Raw genomic sequence first — 23,486 nt, 5'->3', positions numbered from 1 at the left:
TGCCCGGCGCTTTTTTGTAGAGTCGAGCGTGCTCGACTGCTGTTGAAAAGCCAGCCGAGAAAGCTCGACTCTACAAATGTGCGCAAACACGAAGGACATCCGCCATGAAACGACTGATCCTGCTCACCGCCTGTACTCTGGCCCTGGCTGCCTGCAGCAACCCCGAGGAAGAGCGCAAGGCGCAGGAAGCCGCCACGGCGGCCGCGCAGGCGCAGAAGGAAGCCAAGGCCGAGGATGTCGCCAAGCAGTACGACATGGCCGTGGCCGCGCAGGACTGGGAGCGCGCGCGCCTGCATGGCGCTTCGCTGCTGGACCAGTACAAGGACACCGCCGCGGCCGAGCGCATCGCTGCCGGCTTCGACGAGGTCAAGGCCAAGGGCGATGCCGCGCGTGATCTGCGCCGCATGCAGGGGCTGTGGCAGTACAACCAGATTCCGGTCGGCAACAAGGGCAACCAGGTCTCCGCGTCGATCTACAGCAAGGAACGGGTGGACGTGGATGGCAGCGGCACCAAGCCGGTGCAGCTGGTGTTCCGCGATCATCCAGAGTGGAAACGGCACGCTTACCTGGTGCTGCAGGCCGGTGACTTCCGCTGCCCGCAGTGCACGGTGAAGGTGACCGTGGACGATGGCAAGCCGGTGTCGATGGCCGCCTGGCGCCCGAAGACCGATGAAGCCATTGCGATGTTCATCACCGACCAGAAGGCGCTGTGGAAGCTGGCGCGCAAGGGCAAGTCGATCAGCATCGAGTTCCCGGTCAAGGCCGGCGGCACCCGCACCGCGGTGTTCGAAACCGGCGGCGTCGATGCCAGCCGCATGCCGCAGTGGTGGAATTGATGCACGGGGCGGAGACTGCGGCGCCGACGCTGTCCGCAGTCCGCCATTGGGTGTTCGACATGGATGGCACGCTGACCGTGGCCGTGCATGATTTCGCTGCGATCCGCCATGCGCTGCAGATCGCGGCCGAGGAAGACATCCTCGGCCACATCGCGGCCTTGCCGGACGCGCCGGCGCAGGCCAAGCGCGCGTGGCTGCTGGATCACGAACGGGCGCTGGCCGAGGACGCACTGCCAGCACCGGGTGCGGTGAAGCTGCTGCACGCATTGGCGGCCGATGGTTGCCGGCTCGGCATCCTGACCCGCAACGATCATGCGCTGGCCAAGCTGACGCTGGAGGCGATCGGCGTGGGCGGGCTGTTCGACGATGCCGACATCGTCGGCCGCGATGAAGCGGTGCCCAAGCCGTCACCGGATGGACTGCAGCAGCACCTGCGGCGCTGGGGCATCGCCGCCGGGGAGGCGGTGATGGTCGGCGACCACGCCTATGACCTGGAATGCGGCCGTGCGGCGGGCACCCACACCGTGCTGGTCAACCTGCCGGAGAACCCGTGGCCGGGCCGTGCCGATTGGCACTTCGCCGATTGCCGCGCGCTGCTGGCGGCGTGGCAGCAGAAGGGGTAGTGCCGGCCGTTGGCCGGCAGTGTCGACCAAGGTCGACACCTACCAACGGCATTCCCAGCAGCGCATCGGGTGGAAAGCCCCCTTGTTGTTCAAGGGGGCGCGCCGAAGGCGCGGGGATAAGGTGGAATGCGCGGGCAGTTCGGTTACGCGCTAAGCGCGTAACCGAACTGCTGCTTGAACTGCTCGTTGAACTCTTCGAAGGTGAAACGCTGGTTCTGGGTACCGGGGTGCTCGACCTTCAGCGCGCCCATCAGGTTGCCCATGCGGCCGATGGTCAGCCAGTCGTAGCCCTTCTGGATGCCGTAGATCAGGCCGGCGCGGAAAGCGTCGCCACAGCCGGTCGGGTCGACCACGCGGCGCTCGTGCGCCGGCGGGATGTCGTAGCTCTTTTCCGGGGTGTGGATCACCGCGCCCTTCGGGCCGCGGGTGGTGATGTAGGCCTTCACCCGGCTGACGATCTCTTTCTCGTCCCAGCCGGTGCGTTCCTGCAGTAGGTTCGACTCGTAGTCGTTGACCACCACGTAGTCGGCCTGCTCGATGAAGGCACGCAGCTCCGGGCCGTTGAACAACGGCATGGCCTGGCCCGGGTCGAAGATGAACGGGATGCCGTCCTCATGGAACTCCAGCGCATTCTGGATCATGCCTTCGCGGCCGTCGGGGCCGACCAGACCCAGGGTCACGCCCGGCACGCCACGCACGTGGTTCTCGTAGGAGCGCATCATCGCGCCCGGGTGGAAGGCGGTGATCTGGTTGTTGTCGTGGTCGGTGGTGATGAACGCCTGCGGGGTGAACAGCTCATCGATCACGCGCACGCGCGCCAGGTCGATGCCGAGGCCTTCGAAGTACTCGCGGTACGGGCCGAAGTCCGAACCCACGGTGCCCATCGGGATCGGCTGGCCGCCCAACAGGTGCAGGTTGTAGGCGATGTTGCCGGCGCAGCCGCCGAACTCGCGGCGCATGCGCGGGACCAGGAACGACACGTTCAGGATGTGCACCTTGTCCGGCAGGATGTGATTCTTGAACTGGTCCGGAAACACCATGATGGTGTCGAAGGCAAGAGAACCACAGATCAGAGCGGACATCGATGTAAGCCTATGCGGTGAATTTTGGGGTGGGCCGGCCCGGTTCAGCAGGCAAGCAAACGGCGCCCTTGGGCGCCCGACGGCGCAAAGGTTACCCGCTGGTGCCGCTCAGGGCCAGAACCGGGTGAGACCCGATCGGGCCGAAAGCCTGTGAAGGCGCGGGTTCAGCTAGTTTTTTCCTTGCTCGGCGGCAGGCGGGTTGCTAGGCTTGTCGACCTCGATTTCTGCCCATTTTTTCGCCATCCCGCGTTGGGCGCGACACCCCTCAGGACTCCTTCCTCAGATGTTCAAGAAACTCCGCGGCATGTTCTCCAACGACCTGTCCATCGACCTGGGCACGGCCAACACCCTCATCTACGTGCGCGGGCAGGGGATCGTGCTGAACGAGCCGTCGGTCGTTGCCGTGCGTCAGGACCGTGCCATCGGTGGCACCCGTTCGGTGGCAGCCGTTGGCGCCGAGGCCAAGCAGATGCTTGGCCGTACCCCGGGCCACATCACCACCATCCGCCCGATGAAGGACGGCGTCATCGCCGACTTCACCTACACCGAGGCGATGCTCAAGCACTTCATCAAGAAGGTGCACAAGTCGCGCGTGCTGCGCCCGAGCCCGCGCGTGCTGGTCTGCGTGCCGGCCGGCTCGACCCAGGTCGAGCGCCGCGCCATCAAGGAGTCGGCCGAGGAAGCCGGTGCCCGCGACGTGTTCCTGATCGAAGAGCCGATGGCGGCCGCGATCGGCGCCGGCATGCCGGTCACCGAGGCGCGCGGTTCGATGGTCATCGATATCGGCGGCGGCACCACCGAAGTGGCGGTGATCTCGCTCAACGGCATCGTTTATTCCGCTTCGGTGCGCATTGGTGGCGACCGCTTCGACGAGTCGATCACCAACTACGTGCGCCGCAACCACGGCATGCTGATCGGTGAAGCCACCGCCGAGCGCATCAAGGTCGAGCTGGGCTGCGCCTATCCGCAGGCGGAAGTGATCGAGATGGAGATCTCCGGCCGCAACCTCGCCGAGGGCGTGCCGAAGATGATCAAGATCAGCTCCAACGAAGTGCTCGAAGCCCTGCACGAACCGCTGTCGGGCATCGTCAGCGCGGTCAAGCTGGCGCTGGAACAGACCCCGCCGGAACTGTGCGCCGACGTCGCCGAGCGCGGCATCGTGCTGACCGGTGGTGGCGCCCTGCTGCGTGACCTGGATCGCCTGATCTCCGAGGAAACCGGCCTGCACGTGCAGGTGGCCGACGATCCGCTGACCTGCGTGGCCCGCGGTGGCGGTCGTGCGCTGGAGCTGGTGGACATGCACGGCAACGAGTTCTTTGCGCCGGAATAAGCCGTCCCGGTCGTTCCTGCCCGCTGCGCCCCTCCGGGGTGCGGCCCGCCACCATGGCGGGCCGGCACCGGCGGGGCGCCTGCGTGTTTCCCTTCCGCCTTCTGCCAGTTGAATCGTTGCCGTGCCGCCCTACGCCGGTCCTCCCGTCGCCTCCCGATCCGGTGATGCCGCCAGCCCCCTGCGGTTGCTGGCCTACCTTGCGTTGGCCATCACCCTGATCGTCCTTGATGACCAGGCGGGCTGGCTTGCGCGCCTGCGCGAGCAGGCCAACAGCCTGGTGCAGCCCGTGTGGGCGCTTGCCGGCCTGCCCGGCAAGCTTGGCAACCAGGTCAAAGATTCCGCCGCCAGCCATGGCCAGCTGGTCACCGAAAACCGCGAGTTGCGCAACCAGCTGCTGCTGGCCAACGCGCGCCTGACCCGCCTGCAGACCGCCGCGCTGGACAACGCCCAGTTGCGCGAACTGCTGAACGTGGCCGAGCGCAGTGGCCTGGACGTGCAGCTGGCACCGATCCTGGACATCGACCTGGACCCGGTGAAGCAGCGCCTGGTGCTCGACGCCGGCAGCCGCGAAGGCGTGCATGTCGGCCAGGCGGTGATCGATGCCGGTGGCCTGATGGGCCAGGTGATCAGCGTCACTGGCGGCACCTCCACCGTGCTGCTGCTGACCGACCCTGACCACGCGGTGCCGGTAACCGTGGCCCGCAACGGCGTGCGCCTGATCGTCTATGGCCGCGGCGACACGCTGGAACTGCGCGACATCCCGCTCAGCGCCGGCGTGGAAGTGGGCGATGAGATCGTGACCTCCGGCCTCGGTGGTCGCTTCCCGGCCGGCTTCCCGGTCGGCACCATCACCGGCCTGCGTCCGGACGATACCCATGCCTTCCTGGTCGGCGAACTGAAGCCGGCCGCCCAGCTCGACCGTGGCCGCGACGTGCTGTTGCTGCGCCCTGGCGCTGCGATCCGGATTCCGCCGGAGTTGCGCCTGCAGTTGGAAGCCTCGGCTCCGGGTGGTCCCGCCAGTGGAACGACGGCGCCGGCGCAGAATGCCACCGCACCGGCGGCATCGACTCCGGCACCCGCACCGGCAACGCCGGTAGGGGGGCCCCCTCGGCGGCAGACGACGCCCGCACCGGCTGCAACGTCACCGGCCCCGGAACCGTCGGCGGAGCCGCACGCGCCGCAACCGGTCGAGCCGAACCCGGTGGTTCCGGAGGCCCAGCGATGAGCCGCCTGCGCGACAATCCGTGGGTGCTGCCGGCCAGCGTGGTGGTGGCGCTGCTGCTGGGCCTGCTGCCGTTGCCGGCGCTGCTGCAGCCGCTGCGCCCGTACTGGCTGGCGCTGGTGCTGGCCTACTGGGTGATCGAAGCGCCCGAGCGTGTCGGCCTGGGTATCGCCTTTGCCAGCGGCGTGGTCGCTGACCTGCTGTACGGCGGGGTCCTGGGCGAACAGGCGCTGCGGCTGGTGATGCTGGCCTTCATCCTGCAGCGCTTCCGTGCCCGCATCCGCTTCTTCCCGATGTCGCAGCAGATGCTGGCCATTGGTGGCCTGCTGTTCAATGACCGCATCGTCAGTGCACTGGTCCACATCCTGGTGGGTGAGCCGACCCTGCCGTGGTCGTACTGGTGGGCCCCGCTGCTGGGCATGGGCCTGTGGCCGCTGGTGTTCGTGCTGCTGGACGCGGTGCGCTTCGGCAAGCGCGGGCGCTGAGCCATGATCCCGCGCCGCCAGGTCAAGAATCCGCACGCCGAAGCCGAACAGTTCCGCCGCCGCGCGGCGCTGGGTTTCCTGGGCGTGCTGGTCTGCCTGCTGGGCTTGGGTGGCTGGTATTTCAAGCTGCAGGTGCTGGACCACGACGTCTACGCCACGCGTTCGGAGGCCAACCGCATCAAGCCGCGGCCGGTGGTGCCCGGGCGCGGCATGATCTACGACCGCAATGGCCGCCTGCTGGCCGAAAACGTGCCTGCGTTCCGACTGGACGTGACCCCGGACAAGGTCAAGGACATGGACGCCACCCTGGAAGGGTTGGCGAAGATCATCAGCATCAGTCCGGAAGAGCTGGAAGCGTTCAACAAGTCGCGCAAGGCACGCCGCAAGTTCCTGCCGGTCACGCTGAAGCTGCGCATGAACGACGAGGAGATGGCGCGATTCGCCGTCGACCGCTGGCGCTTTCCCGGCGTCGAGCTGGAGCCCTACCTGACCCGGCGCTACCCGTACGGCGACCTGTTCGCGCACATCATCGGCTACGTCGGCCGTGTCGATGAAAAGGACCTGGAGATCCTCGGCGAAGGCAATGCCGCGCTGACCCACATCGGCAAGTCCGGCCTGGAGCGCTATTACGAGCAGCAGCTGCGCGGCAAGGTCGGCTACGAGCAGGTCGAGACCAACGTGCAGGGCCGTGCGATCCGCACCATCGGCCGTGTCGCCGCGCAGTCCGGCGCTGACCTGCGGTTGTCGATCGATGCCGACCTGCAGCGCGCCATGGTGGCCGCCTTCGGCGACCAGGAAGGCTCGGCGGTGGCGATGGACCCGCGCACCGGCGAAGTGCTGGCGATGGTCAGCCTGCCGTCCTACGACCCGAACCTGTTCGTCAACGGTATTTCCCATGCCGACTTCAAGGCGTTGAACGAAAACCCGTCGCGGCCGCAGTTCAACCGCCTGGTGCTCGGTGGCGTCGCCCCCGGTTCCACGCTGAAGCCGCTGATCGGCCTGGCCGGCCTGGACTCGGGCGTGCGCCGTCCGGAAGACAAGATATTGTCCACCGGCATGTTCTACCTGCCGGGCACCAGCCGTGGCTGGGGTGACGCCCACCGTGGCGGCCACGGCTGGACCGACCTGCGCAAGTCCATCGCCGAATCGGTCAACACCTACTACTACAAGCTGGCGCTGGACCTGGGCATCGAGCGCTTCGATCATTACATGGAGTACTACGGGTTCGGCCAGCCGACCGGCATCGACCTCACCGGCGAGATCGGCGGCATCCTGCCGTCGCCGGCCTACAAGCGGAAGAGCCGCAAGGAAGCCTGGTACCCCGGCGATACGGTCAACATCAGCATCGGCCAGGGCGACTGGAAGGTCACCCCGCTGCAGCTGGCGCGCGGCGTCAGTGCATTGGCCGATGGCCAGCTGCGCACCCCGCACCTGGTGATCCAGCAGCGCGAGGGTTTCGACAGCGACTGGGCGGCGATGTCGCCCGGCGAGACCAAGCCGGTCAGCCCCAACCCCAACAACCTGCAGGCCGTGCGTGAGGGCATGATGGCGACCATGCGGCCCGGCGGCAGTGGCTGGCGCGTGGCGGTCGGTGCGCCGTACGTGATGGCCGGCAAGACTGGTACCGCGCAGGTCATCAGCCGCAAGGGCACCGCCGCAGTGAACCCGAAGAGCTTGCCGATGCACCTGCGCCACCGCGCGCTGTTCGTCGGCTTTGCGCCGGTCGAAAACCCGGTGATCGCGATCGCGGTGGCCGTGGAAGGCGGCGGCTACGGTGGTTCGGCGGCCGCGCCGATTGCGCGCAAGGTGTTCGACGCCTATCTGCTGGGCAAGATGCCCGAGGGCATGCAGCCGCTGGACAGCGAGCGGGGCACCACCGCCATCGGCGCCACCGCGTTCGACAACGAAGATGCCGGCGCGCGCCAGGCCGGTGATCTGGCTGCCGCGCAGGTCGGCGAACACCCGGTGCTGGTGGGCGTGCCCGTGCCCACTCCGGCGCCTGCACCGCAGCCGGGTACACCGGCCGCCGCAGCGCTGCCGGCCACCTCGCGCCCGACCGCCACGGAGCCTGCACGATGAAGGTCTTCCTGCGCTGGGCCGGCGACATGCTGCGCCGCTTTTTCAGCACGCTGGACTGGGTGCTGTGCCTGGCCTTGGGCACCCTGATGGTGATCGGCCTGGCCACCTTGAAGAGTGCCGGCGGTGACGGCCTGGTGATGGCGCAGGGCGTGCGTTTTGCTGTGGGCATGGCGGCGATGTGGGGCATCTCGCGGGTGCCGATCCTGCGCATCCGCTCGGCCACCCCGATGATCTATGCGATCTCGATGATCCCGCTGCTGGCGGTGTTCGTGCTCGGCACCGGCAAGTACGGCCGGCAGTGGCTGGACCTGAAGTTCTTCTACCTGCAGCCGGCCGAACTGCTGAAGGTCAGCCTGCCGATGATGGTGGCCTGGTACCTGCACAAGATGCCGCTGCCGCCGCGCTTCAGCACCGTGCTGACCGCGCTGGTCATCATCGGCGTGCCGACCGGGCTGGTGATGCTGCAGCCGGACTTCGGCACCGGCGTGCTGATCGCTGCCAGCGGCGTGTTCGTGCTGCTGCTGGCGGGCCTGCCGTGGTGGTGGGTCGGGCTGGGCGTGGGCGGCGTGGCGGCGGTCGCGCCGGTGGCCTGGTTCTGGCTGCTGCGGCCGTACCAGAAGGACCGCATCATGATGTTCCTGGACCCGGAGATGGATGCCCTGGGCGCCGGCTGGAACATCATCCAGTCGAAGATCGCGATCGGTTCCGGCGGTTTCGATGGCAAGGGCTGGGGCGAGGGCTCGCAGTCGCACCTGAACTTCATTCCCGAGCAGACCACCGACTTTGCGTTCTCGGTGCTGAGCGAGGAGTTCGGCTGGATCGGCGTGGCCACCGTGCTGGCGCTGTACCTGGTGGTGATCGGGCGCTGCCTGTGGATCGCCAGCCAGTCGCGCGATTCCTACTCGCGCCTGCTGGCCGGCGCCACCGGCCTGGCGTTCTTCGTCTACGTGCTGGTGAACGGCGGGATGATTTCCGGCCTGCTGCCGGTGGTGGGTGTGCCGATGCCGCTGATCAGCTACGGCGGTACCTCGGCTGTGTCGCTTCTGGCCGGCTTCGGGTTGGTGATGGCGGTGCGCAGCCATAACCCGGTGCATGGCGGCTACGGCTAGCGCCGGCTGCGCTCGCCTGTAGAGCCGGCGCGACTGCTCCTGCGTTTTGTAGAGCCGAGCCACGCTCGGCTGCCCTTCGTACAGTGCACGCGGGCCCCGAGCCGAGCCGAGCATGGCTCGGCTCCACAAGTGCATAGGCGCCATGACAGCTTCACGCAAGCGCCGGTTGCTACCGTGCCCGCGTGGAATGGAAACGACTGCTGGGCGGCTGCCGTGAGGTGGTGCGCACGATCGATCTGCCGTTGCTGGTTGCGCTGCTGATGCTGATGGGCGCGGGCCTGGCGGTGCTGCACAGCGTGTCCGGCCCGGTGGCCGGGCAGGCGGCGCGCTTCGCCGGTGGTCTGCTCGCGATGTGGCTGCTCTCCCGCGTCCCGCTGCTGCGCCTTCGCGCGTGGACGCCAGCGATCTATGCGCTGTCGATGCTGCCGCTGATGGCGGTGTATGTGATCGGCACCGGCAAGTACGGACAACGCTGGCTCAATCTGGGCGTGTTCTACCTGCAGCCGTCCGAGCTGCTCAAGCTCAGCCTGCCGCTGATGATGGCCTGGTACCTGCATCGGCAGCCGCTACCACCGTCGCCACGCACGGTGCTGACCGCCGCCGTGCTGATCGGCGTACCCGCCGTGCTGATCCTGATGCAGCCCAACCTCGGCACCGCCACGCTGGTCACCGCCAGCGGCGTGTTCGCGCTGCTGTTGGCCGGTCTGCACTGGGGCTGGGTGGCGACGGGGGCGGCAGGACTGGCGGTGGCCGCGCCGGCGGCGTGGTTTGGTCTGCTGCGGCAGTATCAGAAGGATAGAGTGCTGACCTTCCTTGATCCGGCGGCAGACCCGCTCGGCACCGGCTGGAACATCCTGCAGTCGCGCATCGCGATCGGTTCCGGCGGGTGGGACGGACGTGGCTGGGGGCACGGCACGCAGGCCACGCTGGATTTCCTGCCCGAATACACCACCGATTTCGCGTTCTCGGTACTGGCCGAGGAGTTCGGCTGGATCGGCGTGGCCACAGTGTTCGCGCTGTACCTGTTCGTGGTCGGGCGTTGCCTGTGGATTGCTGTGCACGCACGCGACACGCACTCGCGGCTGCTGGCTGGCAGCCTGGGGCTGGCGTTCTTCGTCTATGTACTGGTGAACGGCGGCATGATTTCCGGTCTACTGCCTGTGGTGGGCATTCCGATGCCGTTGATCAGCTACGGCGGCACCTCGGCGGTGTCGCTGCTGGCCGGTATCGGCCTGGTGATGGCGGTGCGGGGACATCGGCCCGTGCACGGGGGATAGGTTTCCAGCCAACGGCGCAGCCCCTCGTGGGTGGGGTTGGGTTGTTCGCGGAAAGCTGGATTGCTGGGGGTTGGCCAGGTGGGTGGGTAGTGCGGGGACGCCGTGAACCCAACCCGACCGACCCACTCACGGCTTTTGCTTTCAGCAACAACCCCACCCACGAGGGGCTGCGCCGTTGGCTGGGACCTTCCTGACTCTGCGCAACACTTGTTGTGGAAGCGTTCCCACAACACCGCACGGCGGCATGCCCGCTGACCAAAGTCCGGAAAATTTGTTAGCTGGTTCACACTTTTACAGTGCGTTGATCTTGATCAATGGACTTGTCGTAATCGGCCTGCACAATGGCGGCCCGTTCGGCACGGCGCGCCGTCAATCGTTGCAGCGCGAGGGGGCGTCGGGCGGGAAGCAGTACTGATCCAACGGGTACAGGGAGCGCGGGGTACTGCCACTGGGGAGCGGCAGCCGCGCAGGTACCGACCGGATCCGGTCGCCGGTTGCGCCTGCGGGGATGGGGGCGCAACCGGCAACCTCTATCTGAATGGGGAAGTGTGATCACGACGTCTTCACATTTCCCGCTGGTCGCAGGCAAATCGTTGTGATTCATGGTGTTAGGGGTTTTAATTCATCCATGACCTGCTAACCTGCGACGATGATTCGACGCACTCTGGCCTGCATGCTCACCCTCGGCCTGGTCGCCTGCGCGACCCAGCCGAAGTCCCCACCGTCTTCGCCCCAGGCCAGCAGTACGCCGCGCCAGCCCGCCGCCAAGGCCCACGGCCCGGCCGAGGCCGCGCCCGAAGCCACCGCGGCCACGGCGCCGCCGGTCGATCTCACCCCGGTGCCGTTCGAGGTCGCGCGGGCCCGCTTCATTGCCGATACCGCCAAGCGCTACGGCCTGAAGCCGGAGCAGATCAGCAGCGTGCTTGACCAGGCGCAGGTGCGCCAGCCGATCATCGCCGCAATGTCGCGCCCGGCCGAACGGGTCAAGCCCTGGAACGAATACCGGCCGATGTTCATCAGCAAGGCGCGCATCGATGGCGGCCGCGCGTTCCTGGCCGAACACCGTGCCGAACTGGATCGCGTGCAGCAGCGCACCGGCGTGCCGGCCGAAGTGATCGTGGCGATCATCGGCGTGGAAACCAGTTACGGGAAGAATGCCGGCAGCCATCGTGTGTTGGACGCGCTGTACACGCTGGCCTTCTATTACCCGCGCAGTGGCGATCCGGCCAAGCTGGAACGCGAAGTGCGCCGCGAGCTGTTCTTCCGCGACGAGCTGGCCAAGCTGTTCGAGCTGGGCCGCGAAGAGAAACTGGACATCACCACGCTCAAGGGCAGCTACGCCGGTGCGATGGGCATGGGCCAGTTCATGCCCTCCAGCTATCTCGATTACGCTGTCGACGGAAACGGCGATGGTCGCCGTGATCTGTTCAACAGCTACGACGACGTGTTCTCGTCCATCGCCAACTACTTCGTGAAGAAGGGCGGCTGGGTGCGTGGCGGCCAGGTCGCCGTGCCGGCCACGCTGGCCCCGGGGCGCGAGGAGTTCAACCCGACCGAGTGGATGCCGACCTGGTCGCTGGCCGAACTGGCACAGCGTGGCTACCAGCCCAGCGCCGCGGTGCAGCCGGGTGCTACCGCCACGCCGATCACCCTGGAAGGCAGCGCCGGCAAGCAGTACTGGCTGGGCTTCCAGAACTATTACGCGATCACCCGCTACAACCTCTCGAAGATGTACGCGATGGCCGTGTTCCAGTTGTCCCAGGCCATCGCCGGACAGGAGCTGCCCCCGGCATGAACATCAGATGGCTGGTCCCGAGCTTGATCGTCCTCGCGCTGGCGGCCTGCAGCAGCGCGCCGAAGAAGCCGGCCACCGCCGGCCATGGTGGCAAGTCCAGCGGTACGCTGGTGCAGGGCCGCGGTTCGCGTCCGGCGCATTGCCCGGACGGTTCGCCCTATGCGGCGGCGCAGGAAGACCTGAGTACCCGCGGCAACTACACCGCCGGTGGCCTGTACAAGCCCGGGGTGAAGGACAGCACGCCGACCTACATTCCCAACGTGGCCTGCATTCCCGAGCCGGAAGTGACCGCGCAGGAACGCTCGGCGATCGGCAACAAGACGCCGTACGTGGTGCTGGGCAAGTCGTACAACGTGCTTGACGACACCCGCAACTACGTCGAGCGCGGTACCGCCTCGTACTACGGCGCCAAGTTCCATGGGCGCCTGACCTCCAACCGCGAGGTCTATGACATGTACCAGTTCACCGCCGCGCACAAGACGCTGCCGCTGCCCAGTTTTGCCCGCGTGACCAACCTGGACAACGGCGAATCGGTGATCGTGCGGGTCAATGATCGTGGCCCGTTCCATGATGGCCGCGTGGTCGATCTCAGCTACGCCGCCGCCGTGCGCCTGGGCATCACCCAGCGCGGTACCGGCAATGTCGAGGTGCGCGCGTTGCAGCCGGGCGAAAACAACCTGCTGGCGCAGAAGCCGTCGCGGCGTGAACGCCGTGCTGCTGAGGCGGCGGCCGCCACCGTCGTGGCCAGCGCGCGCCCGACGCCGGCCGCACGTGCCGCTGCCGACAGCGATATCGATCGCCTGGTCAACCGCCTGCCGGCCGACGCTGCTCCGTCGCGTGGCCAGCCGGCCACCACCCAGGGCGTGGCCAGCACCGTGCCGGACGTGGCGGTCAGCAGCCTGCCGCCGAGCGCGCCGCCGGTGCGCAGCACGGCGCCTGCGCCGGCCGTCGTGGCCAGCGCTGCCCCGCGCACGGTGGCACCGGCACCGGTGCGGGCCGCACCGGCCACGCCCAGCCTGTCCCAGCAGGTGGTGGGTGCGGTGATGGTGCAGGTCGCCAGCTTCTCCAACCGCGACAACGCCAACCGCGCGATGGGCCAGCTCAATGCCGCCGGCATCGTCGGCGCGACCATCAGCGATATCGCCGCCGGTGGCCGCACGCTGTTCCGCCTGCGGGTACCCGCCAGCGACCATGCCAGTGCCGCGGAACTTGTCGGCCGCATCGCCGGTCTGGGCCTGGGTTCGCCGCAGATCGTCAAGGATTGATCCACCCGGGCCGGTGCTGCCGGCCCGTGCTCCCCCGGCCTTACAATGGCCGCTACGTTCCACCCTCCATTCCCGGCCGTCCCCTGGAGCCTGCTGTCCAATGAATTTCCGTTCCGCCGCCACCGCCCTGGCCGCCACCCTGGTGGTGGGCCTGGCTTCCGCCCAGACGCCGCTGCCGACCCCGGCCGCGCCGGCGCCTGCCGCTGCCGCTGCCGCCCCGGCTACCGTCGCCACCCCGCCGGCCCCTGCACCGAGCGTGTCCAAGGCCTGGGTCCTAATGGATTACGCCACCGGCCAGGTGCTGGCCGGCGAGAACGTCCACGAGCAGCTGGCGCCGGCCAGCATCACCAAGGTGATGACGTCCTACGTGATCGCCGCCGAGGTCAAGAACGGCAAGGTCCGTGCGGATGACCAGGTGATGATGAGCGAGCGCGCCTGGCGCGAAGGCGGCGCCGGCACCGATGGCAGCTACAGCGGCTTCCCGGTCAACCAGACTGCACGCCTGGAAGACATGGAGAAGGGCATGGCGATCCAGTCCGGCAATGACGCCGCGATCGCCCTGGCCGAACACGTGGCCGGCAGCGAAGAAGCCTTTGCTTCGCTGATGAACAGCTACGCTGCCAAGATCGGCATGAAGGACTCGCACTTCGTCAACGCCCACGGCCTCACCGCCGAAGGCCACCACAGCACCGCCTACGACCTGGCGCTGCTGGGCCGCGCGATGGTGCGTGATTACCCGGAAACCTACGCGTACAACAAGATCAAGGAATTCCAGGTCGGCAACATCAAGCAGCCGAACCGCAACCTGCTGCTGTGGCGCGATGGCAGCGTCGATGGCATCAAGACCGGCCACACCTCCGAGGCCGGTTACTGCCTGATGAGCTCGGCCCAGCGTGGCGACCAGCGCCTGATTGCCGTGGTGCTGGGTGGTTCGTCGGAAAAGCAGCGCGCCGATGACAGCCTGGCCCTGCTGAACTGGGGCTTCCGCTTCTTCGAGACCCACCGGCTGTACGAGCCGGGCAAGGCCGTGGCTGAGCACAAGGTCTGGAAGGGCACCACCGACAAGGTGCAGCTGGGCGTGGCCCAGCCGATGCTGGTCAGCGTGCCGCGCGGCCGCTACAACGACCTGAAGCCGAGCATCGACGTGCCCAAGACGCTGGAGGCACCGTTCACCGCCGGTCAGCAGATCGGTACCGTGAAGGTCACCCTGGATGGCAAGGTCATCGCCGAAGCCCCCCTGGTGGCCGTGGCGGCCGTCGAGCAGGCCGGCTTCTTCAAGCGTCTGTGGGACAGCTTCTGGATGTGGTGGGAATCGGAATGATCCACGCCCCGGCGTGGTGAACGAAAAGGCCGGCGAATGCCGGCCTTTTCGGTTTCGGAATGCCAGTTCCGGATGTGGGTAGTGCCGGCCGCTTGCTTGCTGCGATCGATGCAAACCGGTGTGCCGACCAACGGTCGGCACCTACAGCGAGCGGCTGATGGTGAAGCTGCCGAACACCGGCGACTGGCGCTGGCCGTCGAACTCGCGGGTGCTGTGGTAGCGCGCCACCGCGAACTTCCACCGCCCGCGCATCACCGCGATGCCGTAGCCGCCCTGGGCCACCACGTGACGCTTGTCCACGCTGTGGCTGCTGCGGAAGGTGTTGCCGTCCAGGGTGATGTCGCGGATCACCCACGCCGCGTCGGTGGTGACGAACATGTGCCATGACCAGCCACTGGGACGGCCGCCGCGCGTGGGCGCGGTGTTCTCGCCGGCCGGGCGCAGCGGCGTGCTGCCGAAGTCGTCAGGCAGCTTCCAGCCGAAGCGCACTTCGCCGCCGGCATTGGCCTTGGTTTCCAGGTTGCCGATCGCTCCACCGTAGTGGCTGATCGCATCCCAGCCCCAGCCACCGGCATTGATGCTGGCATCGGCCGGCCAGCGGCGCATGCGCTCGTGGGTCAGCATGAACACCGGCTCGTTGTGCAGCTGGTTGTCCCAGCCCTCGAACTTCTTGTCGCTGAGGACCTTGTGCACCATGTCCTGAACCTGCTTGCCCTGCGCCCAGGGGCCGACCACGCCCAGCGCCAGCTGGGTGGTCTGCAGGCGGTCACCACTGCGCGCGTTGAAGCCGAAGCTGGCCAGCAGTACGCCGGCATACGGGCGGTCGTCCTCGATCAGGTCGCGGCGGGTCGGGTCGGTGGGGGTGAAGATGGCCTGGCCGATGCTGAAGATCATGTTCTGCTGTTCGAACCGCCCGGGATGCAGGCCTTCCAGGTACTGGTTCACCCAGCGTGCCATGCGCGGCAGGCACGGGTCGTCGGTGTAGTCGACCAGGTTCGGCGAGACCAGGGTCAGCTGCGCGCCATTGGTGTACCCCTGGTCCTGGTGGCGGCCACCGAACAGGTCGTTGTCGACGCGGAAATTGATCTGCGGCGGGTGGTCGCGCATCGCGTCCGGGCCACAGTGGTCTGCCGCCTGCGCGGCAAGGGGGAGGGCGGCGGCCAGCAGGCCGGACAGCCCGAGGGCGGCGACACTGCGCTTGGGGGAGAGACTCATGGGGGCGGACTTCTTCTGTTCTGTCGTTTTCTGCCGCGACACGGTACGCCCAAGGTGCCGGAGGGAACGACCACACCGCAGTCACTTGTCTGTTCCGAAAACAACATTGTCCGGCGGGCACAATTTGTTACTCGCGTACACGGCCGGTGCTGTCGCGCGTAGCCACCGGTGGCAGCCCAGGCGCTGACGCGATCGGCCCCGAACGCGGGATTCCAGTCAGCTGCTGTTTGGCTTTCCGGCGCCCGTGGCCGCGCCGGCTGCAACGCAGCAGCCCGCCGGTGCCGCCTTTGACTTTGATGAATACTCTTGGGTTTGTTGCCCTGCGGCCCGATAATGGGGCCATGGAAATCAAGTCCGACAACCCCGAACACGGCTTCCAGTTCCCCGGCCAGTTCGAGCTCAGCGCCATGGGCCCGGCCAACCGTGGTTTGGAACATGAGCTTCCCAACCTGCTGATTGCTGCCGGCATCGATGTGGTGAATGAACGCATCAGCTGGAAGCATTCGTCCAATGGCAAGTACGTGTCTGTGCGCCTGGTGATCAAGGCCGAGAGCCGCGAACAGTACGACCTGGCCCACCAGGCGCTGCGCGACCACCCGGAAGTGAAGTGGACGCTGTAGCCGACAGTTGCCCGGCCGAAGCCGCACCGGAAAACCGCGCGCCGCGTCCGGCGGTGGTCCGCGACCTGGGGCGCCAGCCCTACGAGCCGGTCTGGCGCGCCATGCAGCGCTTCACCGACCAGCGCAGCGAGGCCGATGCCGACGAGCTGTGGGTGGTCGAGCACGATCCGGTGTTCACCCTGGGCCAGGCGGGCAAGGACGAGCACGTGCTGGCGCCGGGCGAGATCCCGGTGCTGCACGTGGATCGCGGCGGCCAGGTGACCTATCACGGCCCTGGCCAGATCGTGGTCTACCCGCTGCTGCGCCTGCCGCGGCTGGGTATCGGTGTGCGCGACTATGTGTGCCGCATCGAGCAGGCCCTCATCGATACCCTGGCCGAGTGGAACATCGGTGCCGAACGCCGCGACGGCGCCCCGGGCGTCTACGTCGGTGGTGCCAAGATTGCCGCCCTCGGCATCCGCGTGCGCCGCGGATGCACCTTCCATGGCCTGGCGTTCAACGTGGCCATGGACCTGGAACCCTTCCACCGCATCAACCCCTGTGGCTATCAGGGGTTGCAGGTGACCTCGGTGGTAGACTTGGGCGGTCCCTCCGGGGTGGATGCCGTCAAGCCGGTGCTGCTGGACCACCTGGCCCGCCAGTTCGGCCTGCTGCTGCAGCACACGCCCGAACTGCCCGATCTTTCTGCGGCCGCCTGACCGCCCCCCGGAACTGCCATGACTGAAACCACCGCCCGTTCCATTCCCCTGCAGATCGTGCAGGGCGACTCTCCGTCCGCCGCGCCGTTGCAGGCCGGGGTCAAGCAGCTGGGCGGTGACAAGATCAACCGTTCGCCGGTGCAGTTCGCCGATGCGCCGGTGTTGCGCAAGCCGTCCTGGATCCGCGTGCGCATTCCTTCGGGCAATGCCGTGCAGAACCTGAAGGCCAAGCTGCGCGAGAACCGCCTGGTGACCGTGTGCGAGGAAGCCAGCTGCCCGAACATCCACGAGTGCTTCGGCCATGGCACCGCGACCTTCATGATCCTCGGTGAGGTCTGCACCCGCCGTTGCTCGTTCTGCGACGTGGCCCACGGCCGCCCGAAGCCGCCGGATGCCAACGAGCCGGCCAGCCTTGGCCAGACCGTGGCCGACATGGGCCTGAAGTACGTGGTGGTGACCAGCGTCGACCGCGATGACCTGCGCGACGGCGGTGCCCAGCATTTTGTCGACTGCATCACGGCCATCCGCGAGAAGTCGCCGGGTACCCGCATCGAAGTGCTGACCCCGGACTTCCGTGGCAAGGGCCGCATGGAGCGCGCGCTGGAGATCCTGGCGCAGAACCCGCCGGATGTGTTCAACCACAACATCGAGACCGTGCCGGACCTGTACCGCAACGTGCGTCCGGGTGCGGACTACCAGTGGTCGCTGAACCTGCTGAAGAACTTCAAGGCGCAGCACCCGGAGGTGCCGACCAAGAGCGGCATCATGCTGGGCCTGGGCGAGGAGTTCGAACAGATCAAGGCCACCATGCGCGACCTGCGCGCGCATGACGTGGACATGATCACCATCGGGCAGTACCTGCAGCCGACCGCGCACCACCACCCGGTGCTGAAGTACTGGACACCCGAGGACTACAAGGCGCTGGAAGTCTATGGCTACGAGCTGGGCTTCAGCCACGTGGCCTCCGGCCCGATGGTGCGCTCGTCGTACCACGCCGACGTGCAGGCCAAGGGCGCCGGCGTCCGGTAAGCGGTTGCGCGATGCGCGCTACCGCTTCCCACGATGCGCTGCGCACACCGTGGGCCCCGGCTTACCACCACCCACACCCCCGCCGCTTCGCGGCCGCCCCCTGACTCAGGGGGCTTGCAACCCGATACCCTCCGCAACCGGACAGACGGCACCGCCGGCTGTTCCGCTCTTCAGCCATTCACAATTTGCTACACCGGCCCCGCTAGGCTGGTTTTCCACCGGATGTGGGCGGGTGACAAACCCGGCAACTTTCGGCACTGTCGTGGTGTCTGAACACCCTGCAGTCTCCCCCTTGGCAAGGCGCCTTCGAGCACGTCAATGAAATTCAAAGCCCCCGCATTCCTGATGGCCCTGGCGCTGGTCGCGCCGCTGGCGCTGGCGGCCAAGGCCGACTCGCCGGCGTTGCCCGCTGCGGCCACCGCCGATCAGGTGACCACCTCCAAGCTGGTCTACGGCCTGTTGTCCGACAGCCGCTATGCCTACCGCCCACGCGCGCTGGACGAGGCCACCTCCAAGGACGTGTTCAAGCGTTACCTGGATACCCTGGACGGCGGCAAGCAGTACTTCACGCAGGCCGACGTGGCGCGCTTCGCACCGTTCGAAGCCAACATCTCCTCGGCCATTCGTGGCGGCGAGCTGGAGCCGGCGTTCCAGGTGTTCGCCGTCTACAAGCAGCGTGTCGGCGAACGTGTGGCGTACGCGCGCAAGCTGCTCAAGCAGGAGCCGGACTTCACCACCGACGAGCGCTTCGAGTACGACCGCAAGAAGGTGCCGTGGGCGGCCAGCAGCGCCGAGCTGGACGAGCTGTGGCGCAAGTCGGTCAAGAATGACTGGCTGCGCCTGAAGCTGGCCGGCAAGAAGCCGGATGACATCCGCAAGACGCTGGACAAGCGCTACGCGACGCTGGAGAAGTCGGTCAATGAGCTGAAGGGCGAGGACGTCTTCCAGTTCTTCATGAACGCCTACACCAGCGCCGTCGATCCGCACACCGATTACTTCACCCCGCGCACGGCCGAGAACTTCAACCAGGCGATGTCGCTGTCGCTGGAAGGTATCGGTGCGCAGCTGCAGCGCCAGGACGACGTGGTGGTGATCCGCGAGATCATCGCCGGCGGTCCGGCGGCTGTGGACGGCACGCTGAAGCCGGGGGACCGCATCGTCGGCGTCGGCCAGGGCAAGTCCGGGCTGGTCGAGGATGTGATCGGCTGGCGTATCGATGACGTCGTGTCCAAGATCCGCGGCGCCAAGGACACCCAGGTCAAGCTGGAATTCATCCCGGCGGCCGAGGGCGCCGACGGCAAGCACCATACCCTGGTGCTGACCCGCCAGAAGGTGCGCCTGGCCGAACAGGCCGCCAAGGGCGAGACCCTGACCATTCCGGCCGCCAACGGCGAACCGGCACGCAAGGTCGGTGTGATCAAGCTGCCGACCTTCTACCAGGACTTCGAAGGCCGTCGCCGCAATGCTGCCGATTACGCCTCGGCTACCCGCGACGTGGCCAAGCTGCTGGCCGGCTTCAAGAACGACAAGCTGGACGGCGTAGTGCTGGACCTGCGCAACAACGGCGGCGGTTCGCTGGATGAGGCAATTGAACTGACCGGCCTGTTCATCGAGCAGGGCCCGGTGGTGCAGGTGCGCGAATCTGGTGGCCGCGTCACCGTCAACAGCGACCGCAACCAGGGCGTGGCGTGGGATGGCCCGCTGGCGGTGCTGATCAACCGTGGTTCGGCCTCGGCGTCCGAAATTTTCGCTGGCGCCATCCAGGATTACGGCCGTGGCCTGGTGATCGGTGAAACCAGCTTCGGCAAGGGCACCGTGCAGAACATCGTCGACCTCGACCGTTGGCCGAGCGGCGAGACCCAGCGCTTCGGCCAGGTCAAGCTGACCATCGCCCAGTTCTTCCGCATCAGCGGCAGCAGCACCCAGCACAAGGGTGTGGTGCCGGACCTGGCCTTCCCGGCCAGCGTCGATGCCACCGAATTCGGCGAGAGCACCTACGACAACGCGTTGCCGTGGACCCGCATCGCGGCCGTCCCGCACACCCAGTACGGCAACTTCGCGCCGCTGCTGCCGAAGCTGGAAACCCGCCACGATGCGCGTATCGCCACTGACAAGGAATTCCAGTGGTGGAACGAGGACGTGCAGCAGTTCCGCACTGAAGCCGCGAAGAAGTACATCTCGTTGAACGAGGCGACCCGCCGTGCCGAGCGTGAGCGCCAGGACACCCAGCGCAAGGAGCGCCAGGTGCAGCGCAAGGAACTGGGTCTGGCCCTGGATCCGCTGGCCGATGACAGCAGCGACGACGGCCTGACCGGCAACGAGCGCGACATCGTCAAGGATGCCGCGCGTGAGAAGGCCGCCGAAAAGCGTCCGGACCCGCTGCTGCGCGAGTCGGCGTCGATCCTGGCCGATGCGGTGAACCTGCTGGCCAACGACCGCCCGCTGTCGGCACAGGTGCTGCCGCAGTCGACCGGCGCCGGTCGCTGGGCTGACTGAGCCGGTAAGACGTGCGTGCACCCGAGGGGCCGGCATTGCCGGCCCCTTTTCGTTTGAGGACCTGATTCCCGGCGCTACCGGCGCATGAACCGGGAACAACGTGGGCTGCCATGTCGACCTGCCGCACACAGTGGCGGGACTACGCTTGGCGGTACCGTCCTCGCAGGAGTACCCATGCGGGCCTCCCGTCTTTCCAGTGCTGCCGTGGCCCTCACCAGCGCCCTGATCCTGTCGGCCTGTGGTGGCCGTGCCGCCGACAGTACCGTGCTGCGCGAGTCGTTCGATTCCGGCGATACCTTCTCGCGCACCGTTGAGGGCCGCCCGGGCGATGCCTGTGAGGCGGCGCGCCGTACGTTGCTCAGCCAGGGCTATGCCATCGCCCGCGCCGATGATGCGCAGGTGGAGGGCAACAAGAACTTCCAGCCGCGCGAGGACGACCATGAGCAGCTGGTGCTGCGCATTTCCTGCGCGCCACGCGGCAGCCAGACGCTGGTGTTCATCAGCGCGGTGCAGGATCGCTATGCCCTGAAGAAGAGCCCGACCTCGGCCAGTGTCGGCGTGGGTGCGCTGGGCTCGGTGTCGCTGCCCTTCGGCAGCAATGACGACTCACTGGTGAAAGTGGCCAGCAGCACAGTCACCGATGCCGAGTTCTATCGTCGCTTCTTCCAGCGCCTGCAGCAGTATCTGCCGGCCGATACCGGCAAGCCTGTGCCAACGCCAACGCCAACGCCAACGCCAACGCCGGCAGTGGTGCCCGAACCCGCGCCGGCGGCCGTGGACCACCAGGGCTGAACGTGCGCGGCAGGTGGAGGAGTATCGCCCTGCTGCTGGTGGCGCCATCGTTGGTCACGGCCGCGCCCTCGGTGGATTGCACACAGGGCCTGCTGCAACGGCTGGGTTGGCGCTTTGAGCAGGCGGCCGTTGCTGCCCCGCAGGTGCACGGTGGCCCGGTATGCACGCGGGCATCGCTGGCCGAAGCGCAAACAGCGGGTGATCTGCGCGTGCGCTGGCCAGCGGCCTTGCCCGATGGATCACGGCAAGTGCTGTTGCAGCAGCTGCTGGACGATCCGGCCACGGTCTGCGCGTTTGCCTTTGAACTGGGAGCAGCCACCCAGCGTGCCGCCACCGCATTGCAGGGCAACCCGACGTTCCGCTTTTCCGGCCCTCAGCTGGGCTGGATCGGTTTCGGCCTGCAGGGCGCGCGGGCACAAGGCTGGCAGCGCACGCGCAGTTTCGGTCGCAGCTTTGTGCCCAGCGCCGGCAACAGCCATGCACTGCAGGCGTTCTACAGCGGTGCCGTGCGTGCCGAGTGTGGCGTCGGCCGACAGGTCGCGCAGCTGGCCACGCAACGCGAGCTGTACGGCGACATCGCCTTCGACACCGAATTCTCGGCGGGCGAGGTGTCCATCGGCACCTTCCTCACCCTGCACGAGACCGACAGCGTGCTGCTCGGCGCACACGCAGGTGACTTCTTTGCCGACGGCAAGGCGGTGCGAACGTCGGCGATGGGGCGGCAGGCGTTCGCGGGCGTGCCCGGCTTCATCGAACATGTGTACGACAAGGGCACACTCGATGACCTGAGCAACCAGGCCGAAAACTTCGTGGTGGTCGAGGTGGGCGAGGGCGCGGCGCAGGCGCTGGCCCTGCATGGCGGCCTGGCCTGGTACGACCAGCGCAATGCCGAGTTGTGGCGGCTGGCGCAGGGTATCCCCCGCATTGGCCGGCGCTACTTCGAGCGCCTGTTGTTCGAGCGCGACCCTGCGCTGCGCGCGGCACTGGCACCGCGCTACCACGACACGCTGGCGCGGATGGATCAGCTGCTGGACGATCCGTTCTACCAGCAGTTCGTGATCTACGTGCATCCACGCGGTATACGTCCCATCGGCTACCACATCGCCCGCCTGCTTGATCGCAATCCGAGAACGCCGTACTCGATCGATCTGGCGGTGCACAATCTGCATACCACGCTCTACCGGCGTTGGCGCGAGGCGCAACTGCGCCACTGCGCGGCTACCGGCAGGCCAGGCAGCCTGACCCTAGACCCCAACTGAAGGTGAAACAATGGATATTGCAATGATCGGCCTTGGCCGCATGGGCGCCAACATGGCCCAGCGCCTGCATCGCGGCGGCCACCGCGTGGTGGGCTATGACCCGGGCGAGGGCGCTCGCCAGCGCGCCGCCGAGGCCGGCCTGGAGGTGGTTGATTCGCTGGCCGCTGCCGTGGCGGCGTTGCCGGTGCCGCGTGTGGTGTGGCTGATGGTGCCGGCCGGCGACACCGTTGACCAGACGCTCGGCCAGTTGACCCCGCACCTGGCCGAGGGTGACATCGTCATCGACGGCGGCAACTCCAACTACCAGGACTCGATCCGTCGTGCGAAGGCGCTGGCCGAGAACGATCTGGGCTATGTCGACTGCGGCACCAGCGGTGGCGTGTGGGGCCTGCAGGAAGGCTACAGCCTGATGGTCGGTGGCGAGGCGTCGGTGGTGGAGCAGATCGCACCGCTGCTGCGCACGCTGGCACCGGCCGAAGACCGTGGCTGGGCGCGTGTCGGCCCATCCGGTGCCGGCCACTTCACCAAGATGGTCCACAACGGCATCGAGTACGGAATGATGCAGGCCTACGCCGAAGGCTTCGCGCTGATGGAGCGCAAGCAGGAGATGGAACTGGACCTGGCCCAGGTGGCCGAGGTGTGGCGCCACGGCAGCGTGGTGCGTTCCTGGCTGCTGGACCTGAGCACCGAGGCGCTGAAGCGCAATCCGTCGCTGGACGGCATCGCACCGTACGTGGAGGATTCCGGTGAAGGCCGCTGGACCGTAGCCGAAGCCATCGCGCTGGACGTGCCGGCACCGGTGATCACCCTGTCGCTGCTGGAACGCCTGCGCTCGCGCGAATCCAATTCGTTTACCGATCGCCTGCTGTCAGCGATGCGCAACGAGTTCGGTGGCCACGCGATCAAGAAGTCGTAAGCCACGGTACCGGGGTCGGATCCCTTTCCGCAGGAAA

General features: G+C 67.3%; 21 protein-coding genes. 18 read left to right on the top strand and 3 right to left on the bottom strand.

From position 1 onward, the window contains the following. The first annotated feature begins 104 nt into the window (after nucleotides 1–104). Both ABH900_RS18445 and ABH900_RS18440 read left to right on the top strand, forming a co-directional pair. A complete protein-coding gene (locus tag ABH900_RS18445; RefSeq protein WP_429624570.1) occupies nucleotides 105–836 on the top strand; it encodes a hypothetical protein in 732 nt (243 codons plus the stop codon). Next, on the top strand, nucleotides 836–1,459 hold the full coding sequence (locus tag ABH900_RS18440; protein WP_429624569.1) for an HAD family hydrolase: 624 nt from the start codon (nucleotides 836–838) through the stop codon (nucleotides 1,457–1,459). Before ABH900_RS18445 ends, ABH900_RS18440 begins: the two co-directional genes overlap by 1 nt. A 143-nt stretch (nucleotides 1,460–1,602) precedes the next feature. Here ABH900_RS18440 and ABH900_RS18435 read toward each other — a convergent pair whose 3' ends face one another. Continuing rightward, the gene (locus tag ABH900_RS18435) at nucleotides 1,603–2,541 is read right to left on the bottom strand and encodes a carbohydrate kinase family protein (RefSeq protein ID WP_429624568.1); all 939 of its coding nucleotides are present in this window, start codon (nucleotides 2,539–2,541) and stop codon (nucleotides 1,603–1,605) included. Between the two features lie 283 nt (nucleotides 2,542–2,824). On the opposite strand from ABH900_RS18435, the gene ABH900_RS18430 reads away from it, so the two are divergent. The 6 genes from ABH900_RS18430 (at nucleotide 2,825) to rodA (ABH900_RS18405) (ending at nucleotide 10,043) form a co-directional block, all read left to right on the top strand. Further along, nucleotides 2,825–3,871 (top strand): rod shape-determining protein, encoded by a 1,047-nt coding sequence (locus ABH900_RS18430; RefSeq protein ID WP_005419402.1) that lies wholly within the window; start codon nucleotides 2,825–2,827, stop codon nucleotides 3,869–3,871. A gap of 121 nt (nucleotides 3,872–3,992) precedes the next feature. Further along, nucleotides 3,993–5,096 carry a rod shape-determining protein MreC gene (gene mreC, locus ABH900_RS18425; RefSeq protein ID WP_429624567.1) on the top strand — a complete coding sequence of 368 codons (1,104 nt, stop codon included), beginning with the start codon at nucleotides 3,993–3,995 and terminating at the stop codon, nucleotides 5,094–5,096. Next, a complete protein-coding gene (gene mreD / locus ABH900_RS18420; protein ID WP_429624566.1) occupies nucleotides 5,093–5,578 on the top strand; it encodes a rod shape-determining protein MreD in 486 nt (161 codons plus the stop codon). The genes mreC and mreD overlap by 4 nt, the downstream gene beginning before the upstream one ends. Nucleotides 5,579–5,581: 3 nt before the next feature. Then, nucleotides 5,582–7,657 carry a penicillin-binding protein 2 gene (gene mrdA / locus ABH900_RS18415; RefSeq protein WP_429624565.1) on the top strand — a complete coding sequence of 692 codons (2,076 nt, stop codon included), beginning with the start codon at nucleotides 5,582–5,584 and terminating at the stop codon, nucleotides 7,655–7,657. Further along, a complete protein-coding gene (gene rodA, locus ABH900_RS18410; RefSeq protein ID WP_429624564.1) occupies nucleotides 7,654–8,766 on the top strand; it encodes a rod shape-determining protein RodA in 1,113 nt (370 codons plus the stop codon). The genes mrdA and rodA (ABH900_RS18410) overlap by 4 nt, the downstream gene beginning before the upstream one ends. A gap of 182 nt (nucleotides 8,767–8,948) precedes the next feature. After that, nucleotides 8,949–10,043: a rod shape-determining protein RodA gene (gene rodA / locus ABH900_RS18405; RefSeq protein WP_429624563.1), complete on the top strand. Its 1,095-nt coding sequence runs from the start codon at nucleotides 8,949–8,951 to the stop codon at nucleotides 10,041–10,043. A 283-nt stretch (nucleotides 10,044–10,326) separates the two neighbouring features. Here rodA (ABH900_RS18405) and ABH900_RS18400 read toward each other — a convergent pair whose 3' ends face one another. Continuing rightward, entirely contained in the window at nucleotides 10,327–10,647 is a 321-nt protein-coding gene (locus tag ABH900_RS18400; RefSeq protein WP_429624562.1) for a hypothetical protein, read from the bottom strand. A 45-nt stretch (nucleotides 10,648–10,692) separates the two neighbouring features. Here ABH900_RS18400 and mltB point away from each other — a divergent pair, with 45 nt between their 5' ends. The 3 genes from mltB (at nucleotide 10,693) to ABH900_RS18385 (ending at nucleotide 14,424) form a co-directional block, all read left to right on the top strand. Beyond that, entirely contained in the window at nucleotides 10,693–11,838 is a 1,146-nt protein-coding gene (gene mltB / locus ABH900_RS18395) for a lytic murein transglycosylase B (RefSeq protein ID WP_429624561.1), read from the top strand. After that, nucleotides 11,835–13,103 carry a septal ring lytic transglycosylase RlpA family protein gene (locus tag ABH900_RS18390; RefSeq protein ID WP_429624560.1) on the top strand — a complete coding sequence of 423 codons (1,269 nt, stop codon included), beginning with the start codon at nucleotides 11,835–11,837 and terminating at the stop codon, nucleotides 13,101–13,103. Before mltB ends, ABH900_RS18390 begins: the two co-directional genes overlap by 4 nt. A gap of 100 nt (nucleotides 13,104–13,203) precedes the next feature. Next, on the top strand, nucleotides 13,204–14,424 hold the full coding sequence (locus ABH900_RS18385; protein ID WP_429624559.1) for a D-alanyl-D-alanine carboxypeptidase family protein: 1,221 nt from the start codon (nucleotides 13,204–13,206) through the stop codon (nucleotides 14,422–14,424). A 141-nt stretch (nucleotides 14,425–14,565) separates the two neighbouring features. Here the strand turns inward: ABH900_RS18385 and ABH900_RS18380 are convergent, their stop codons facing one another. Further along, nucleotides 14,566–15,639, bottom strand: coding sequence for a lipid A deacylase LpxR family protein (locus ABH900_RS18380; RefSeq protein WP_429624558.1), 1,074 nt, complete (start codon nucleotides 15,637–15,639; stop codon nucleotides 14,566–14,568). 341 nt (nucleotides 15,640–15,980) lie between these two features. Between ABH900_RS18380 and ABH900_RS18375 the strand changes: the two genes are divergently transcribed. From ABH900_RS18375 to gnd, 7 genes are all read left to right on the top strand, one after another. After that, nucleotides 15,981–16,259, top strand: coding sequence for a YbeD family protein (locus ABH900_RS18375; protein WP_429624557.1), 279 nt, complete (start codon nucleotides 15,981–15,983; stop codon nucleotides 16,257–16,259). Continuing rightward, the gene (gene lipB, locus ABH900_RS18370; RefSeq protein WP_429624556.1) at nucleotides 16,247–16,957 is read left to right on the top strand and encodes a lipoyl(octanoyl) transferase LipB; all 711 of its coding nucleotides are present in this window, start codon (nucleotides 16,247–16,249) and stop codon (nucleotides 16,955–16,957) included. Before ABH900_RS18375 ends, lipB begins: the two co-directional genes overlap by 13 nt. Nucleotides 16,958–16,975: 18 nt before the next feature. After that, complete coding sequence (gene lipA, locus ABH900_RS18365) at nucleotides 16,976–17,986, top strand: lipoyl synthase (protein ID WP_429624555.1); 1,011 nt, start codon at nucleotides 16,976–16,978, stop codon at nucleotides 17,984–17,986. A 318-nt stretch (nucleotides 17,987–18,304) separates the two neighbouring features. Beyond that, nucleotides 18,305–20,482: a carboxy terminal-processing peptidase gene (locus ABH900_RS18360; RefSeq protein ID WP_429624554.1), complete on the top strand. Its 2,178-nt coding sequence runs from the start codon at nucleotides 18,305–18,307 to the stop codon at nucleotides 20,480–20,482. Nucleotides 20,483–20,656: 174 nt separating this feature from the next. Further along, nucleotides 20,657–21,274, top strand: a complete 618-nt coding sequence (locus ABH900_RS18355; protein ID WP_429624553.1) for a DUF2242 domain-containing protein — start codon at nucleotides 20,657–20,659, stop codon at nucleotides 21,272–21,274. Nucleotides 21,275–21,276: 2 nt separating this feature from the next. Next, a complete protein-coding gene (locus ABH900_RS18350; protein ID WP_429624552.1) occupies nucleotides 21,277–22,533 on the top strand; it encodes a hypothetical protein in 1,257 nt (418 codons plus the stop codon). A gap of 10 nt (nucleotides 22,534–22,543) precedes the next feature. Next, entirely contained in the window at nucleotides 22,544–23,449 is a 906-nt protein-coding gene (gnd, locus tag ABH900_RS18345; protein ID WP_429624551.1) for a phosphogluconate dehydrogenase (NAD(+)-dependent, decarboxylating), read from the top strand. The last annotated feature ends 37 nt before the right edge of the window (nucleotides 23,450–23,486 follow it).

Origin of the sequence: Stenotrophomonas sp. AN71 (genome assembly GCF_050435725.1) — a bacterium.
GTDB lineage: Bacteria > Pseudomonadota > Gammaproteobacteria > Xanthomonadales > Xanthomonadaceae > Stenotrophomonas.
This window is presented reverse-complemented; position numbering and strand designations above follow the sequence as displayed.

Excerpts from the sequence above, each read along its gene's own strand:
- ABH900_RS18445 (WP_429624570.1), top strand. The coding sequence starts at position 105 with ATGAAACGACTGATCCTGCTCACCGCCTGTACTCTGGCCCTGGCTGCC.
- ABH900_RS18440 (WP_429624569.1), top strand. The coding sequence starts at position 836 with ATGCACGGGGCGGAGACTGCGGCGCCGACGCTGTCCGCAGTCCGCCAT.
- ABH900_RS18435 (WP_429624568.1), bottom strand. The coding sequence starts at position 2,541 with ATGTCCGCTCTGATCTGTGGTTCTCTTGCCTTCGACACCATCATGGTG.
- ABH900_RS18430 (WP_005419402.1), top strand. The coding sequence starts at position 2,825 with ATGTTCAAGAAACTCCGCGGCATGTTCTCCAACGACCTGTCCATCGAC.
- mreD (WP_429624566.1), top strand. The coding sequence starts at position 5,093 with ATGAGCCGCCTGCGCGACAATCCGTGGGTGCTGCCGGCCAGCGTGGTG.
- mrdA (WP_429624565.1), top strand. The coding sequence starts at position 5,582 with ATGATCCCGCGCCGCCAGGTCAAGAATCCGCACGCCGAAGCCGAACAG.
- rodA (WP_429624564.1), top strand. The coding sequence starts at position 7,654 with ATGAAGGTCTTCCTGCGCTGGGCCGGCGACATGCTGCGCCGCTTTTTC.
- ABH900_RS18400 (WP_429624562.1), bottom strand. The coding sequence starts at position 10,647 with ATGAATCACAACGATTTGCCTGCGACCAGCGGGAAATGTGAAGACGTC.
- mltB (WP_429624561.1), top strand. The coding sequence starts at position 10,693 with ATGATTCGACGCACTCTGGCCTGCATGCTCACCCTCGGCCTGGTCGCC.
- ABH900_RS18390 (WP_429624560.1), top strand. The coding sequence starts at position 11,835 with ATGAACATCAGATGGCTGGTCCCGAGCTTGATCGTCCTCGCGCTGGCG.
- ABH900_RS18385 (WP_429624559.1), top strand. The coding sequence starts at position 13,204 with ATGAATTTCCGTTCCGCCGCCACCGCCCTGGCCGCCACCCTGGTGGTG.
- ABH900_RS18380 (WP_429624558.1), bottom strand. The coding sequence starts at position 15,639 with ATGAGTCTCTCCCCCAAGCGCAGTGTCGCCGCCCTCGGGCTGTCCGGC.
- ABH900_RS18375 (WP_429624557.1), top strand. The coding sequence starts at position 15,981 with ATGGAAATCAAGTCCGACAACCCCGAACACGGCTTCCAGTTCCCCGGC.
- lipA (WP_429624555.1), top strand. The coding sequence starts at position 16,976 with ATGACTGAAACCACCGCCCGTTCCATTCCCCTGCAGATCGTGCAGGGC.
- ABH900_RS18360 (WP_429624554.1), top strand. The coding sequence starts at position 18,305 with ATGAAATTCAAAGCCCCCGCATTCCTGATGGCCCTGGCGCTGGTCGCG.
- ABH900_RS18355 (WP_429624553.1), top strand. The coding sequence starts at position 20,657 with ATGCGGGCCTCCCGTCTTTCCAGTGCTGCCGTGGCCCTCACCAGCGCC.
- gnd (WP_429624551.1), top strand. The coding sequence starts at position 22,544 with ATGGATATTGCAATGATCGGCCTTGGCCGCATGGGCGCCAACATGGCC.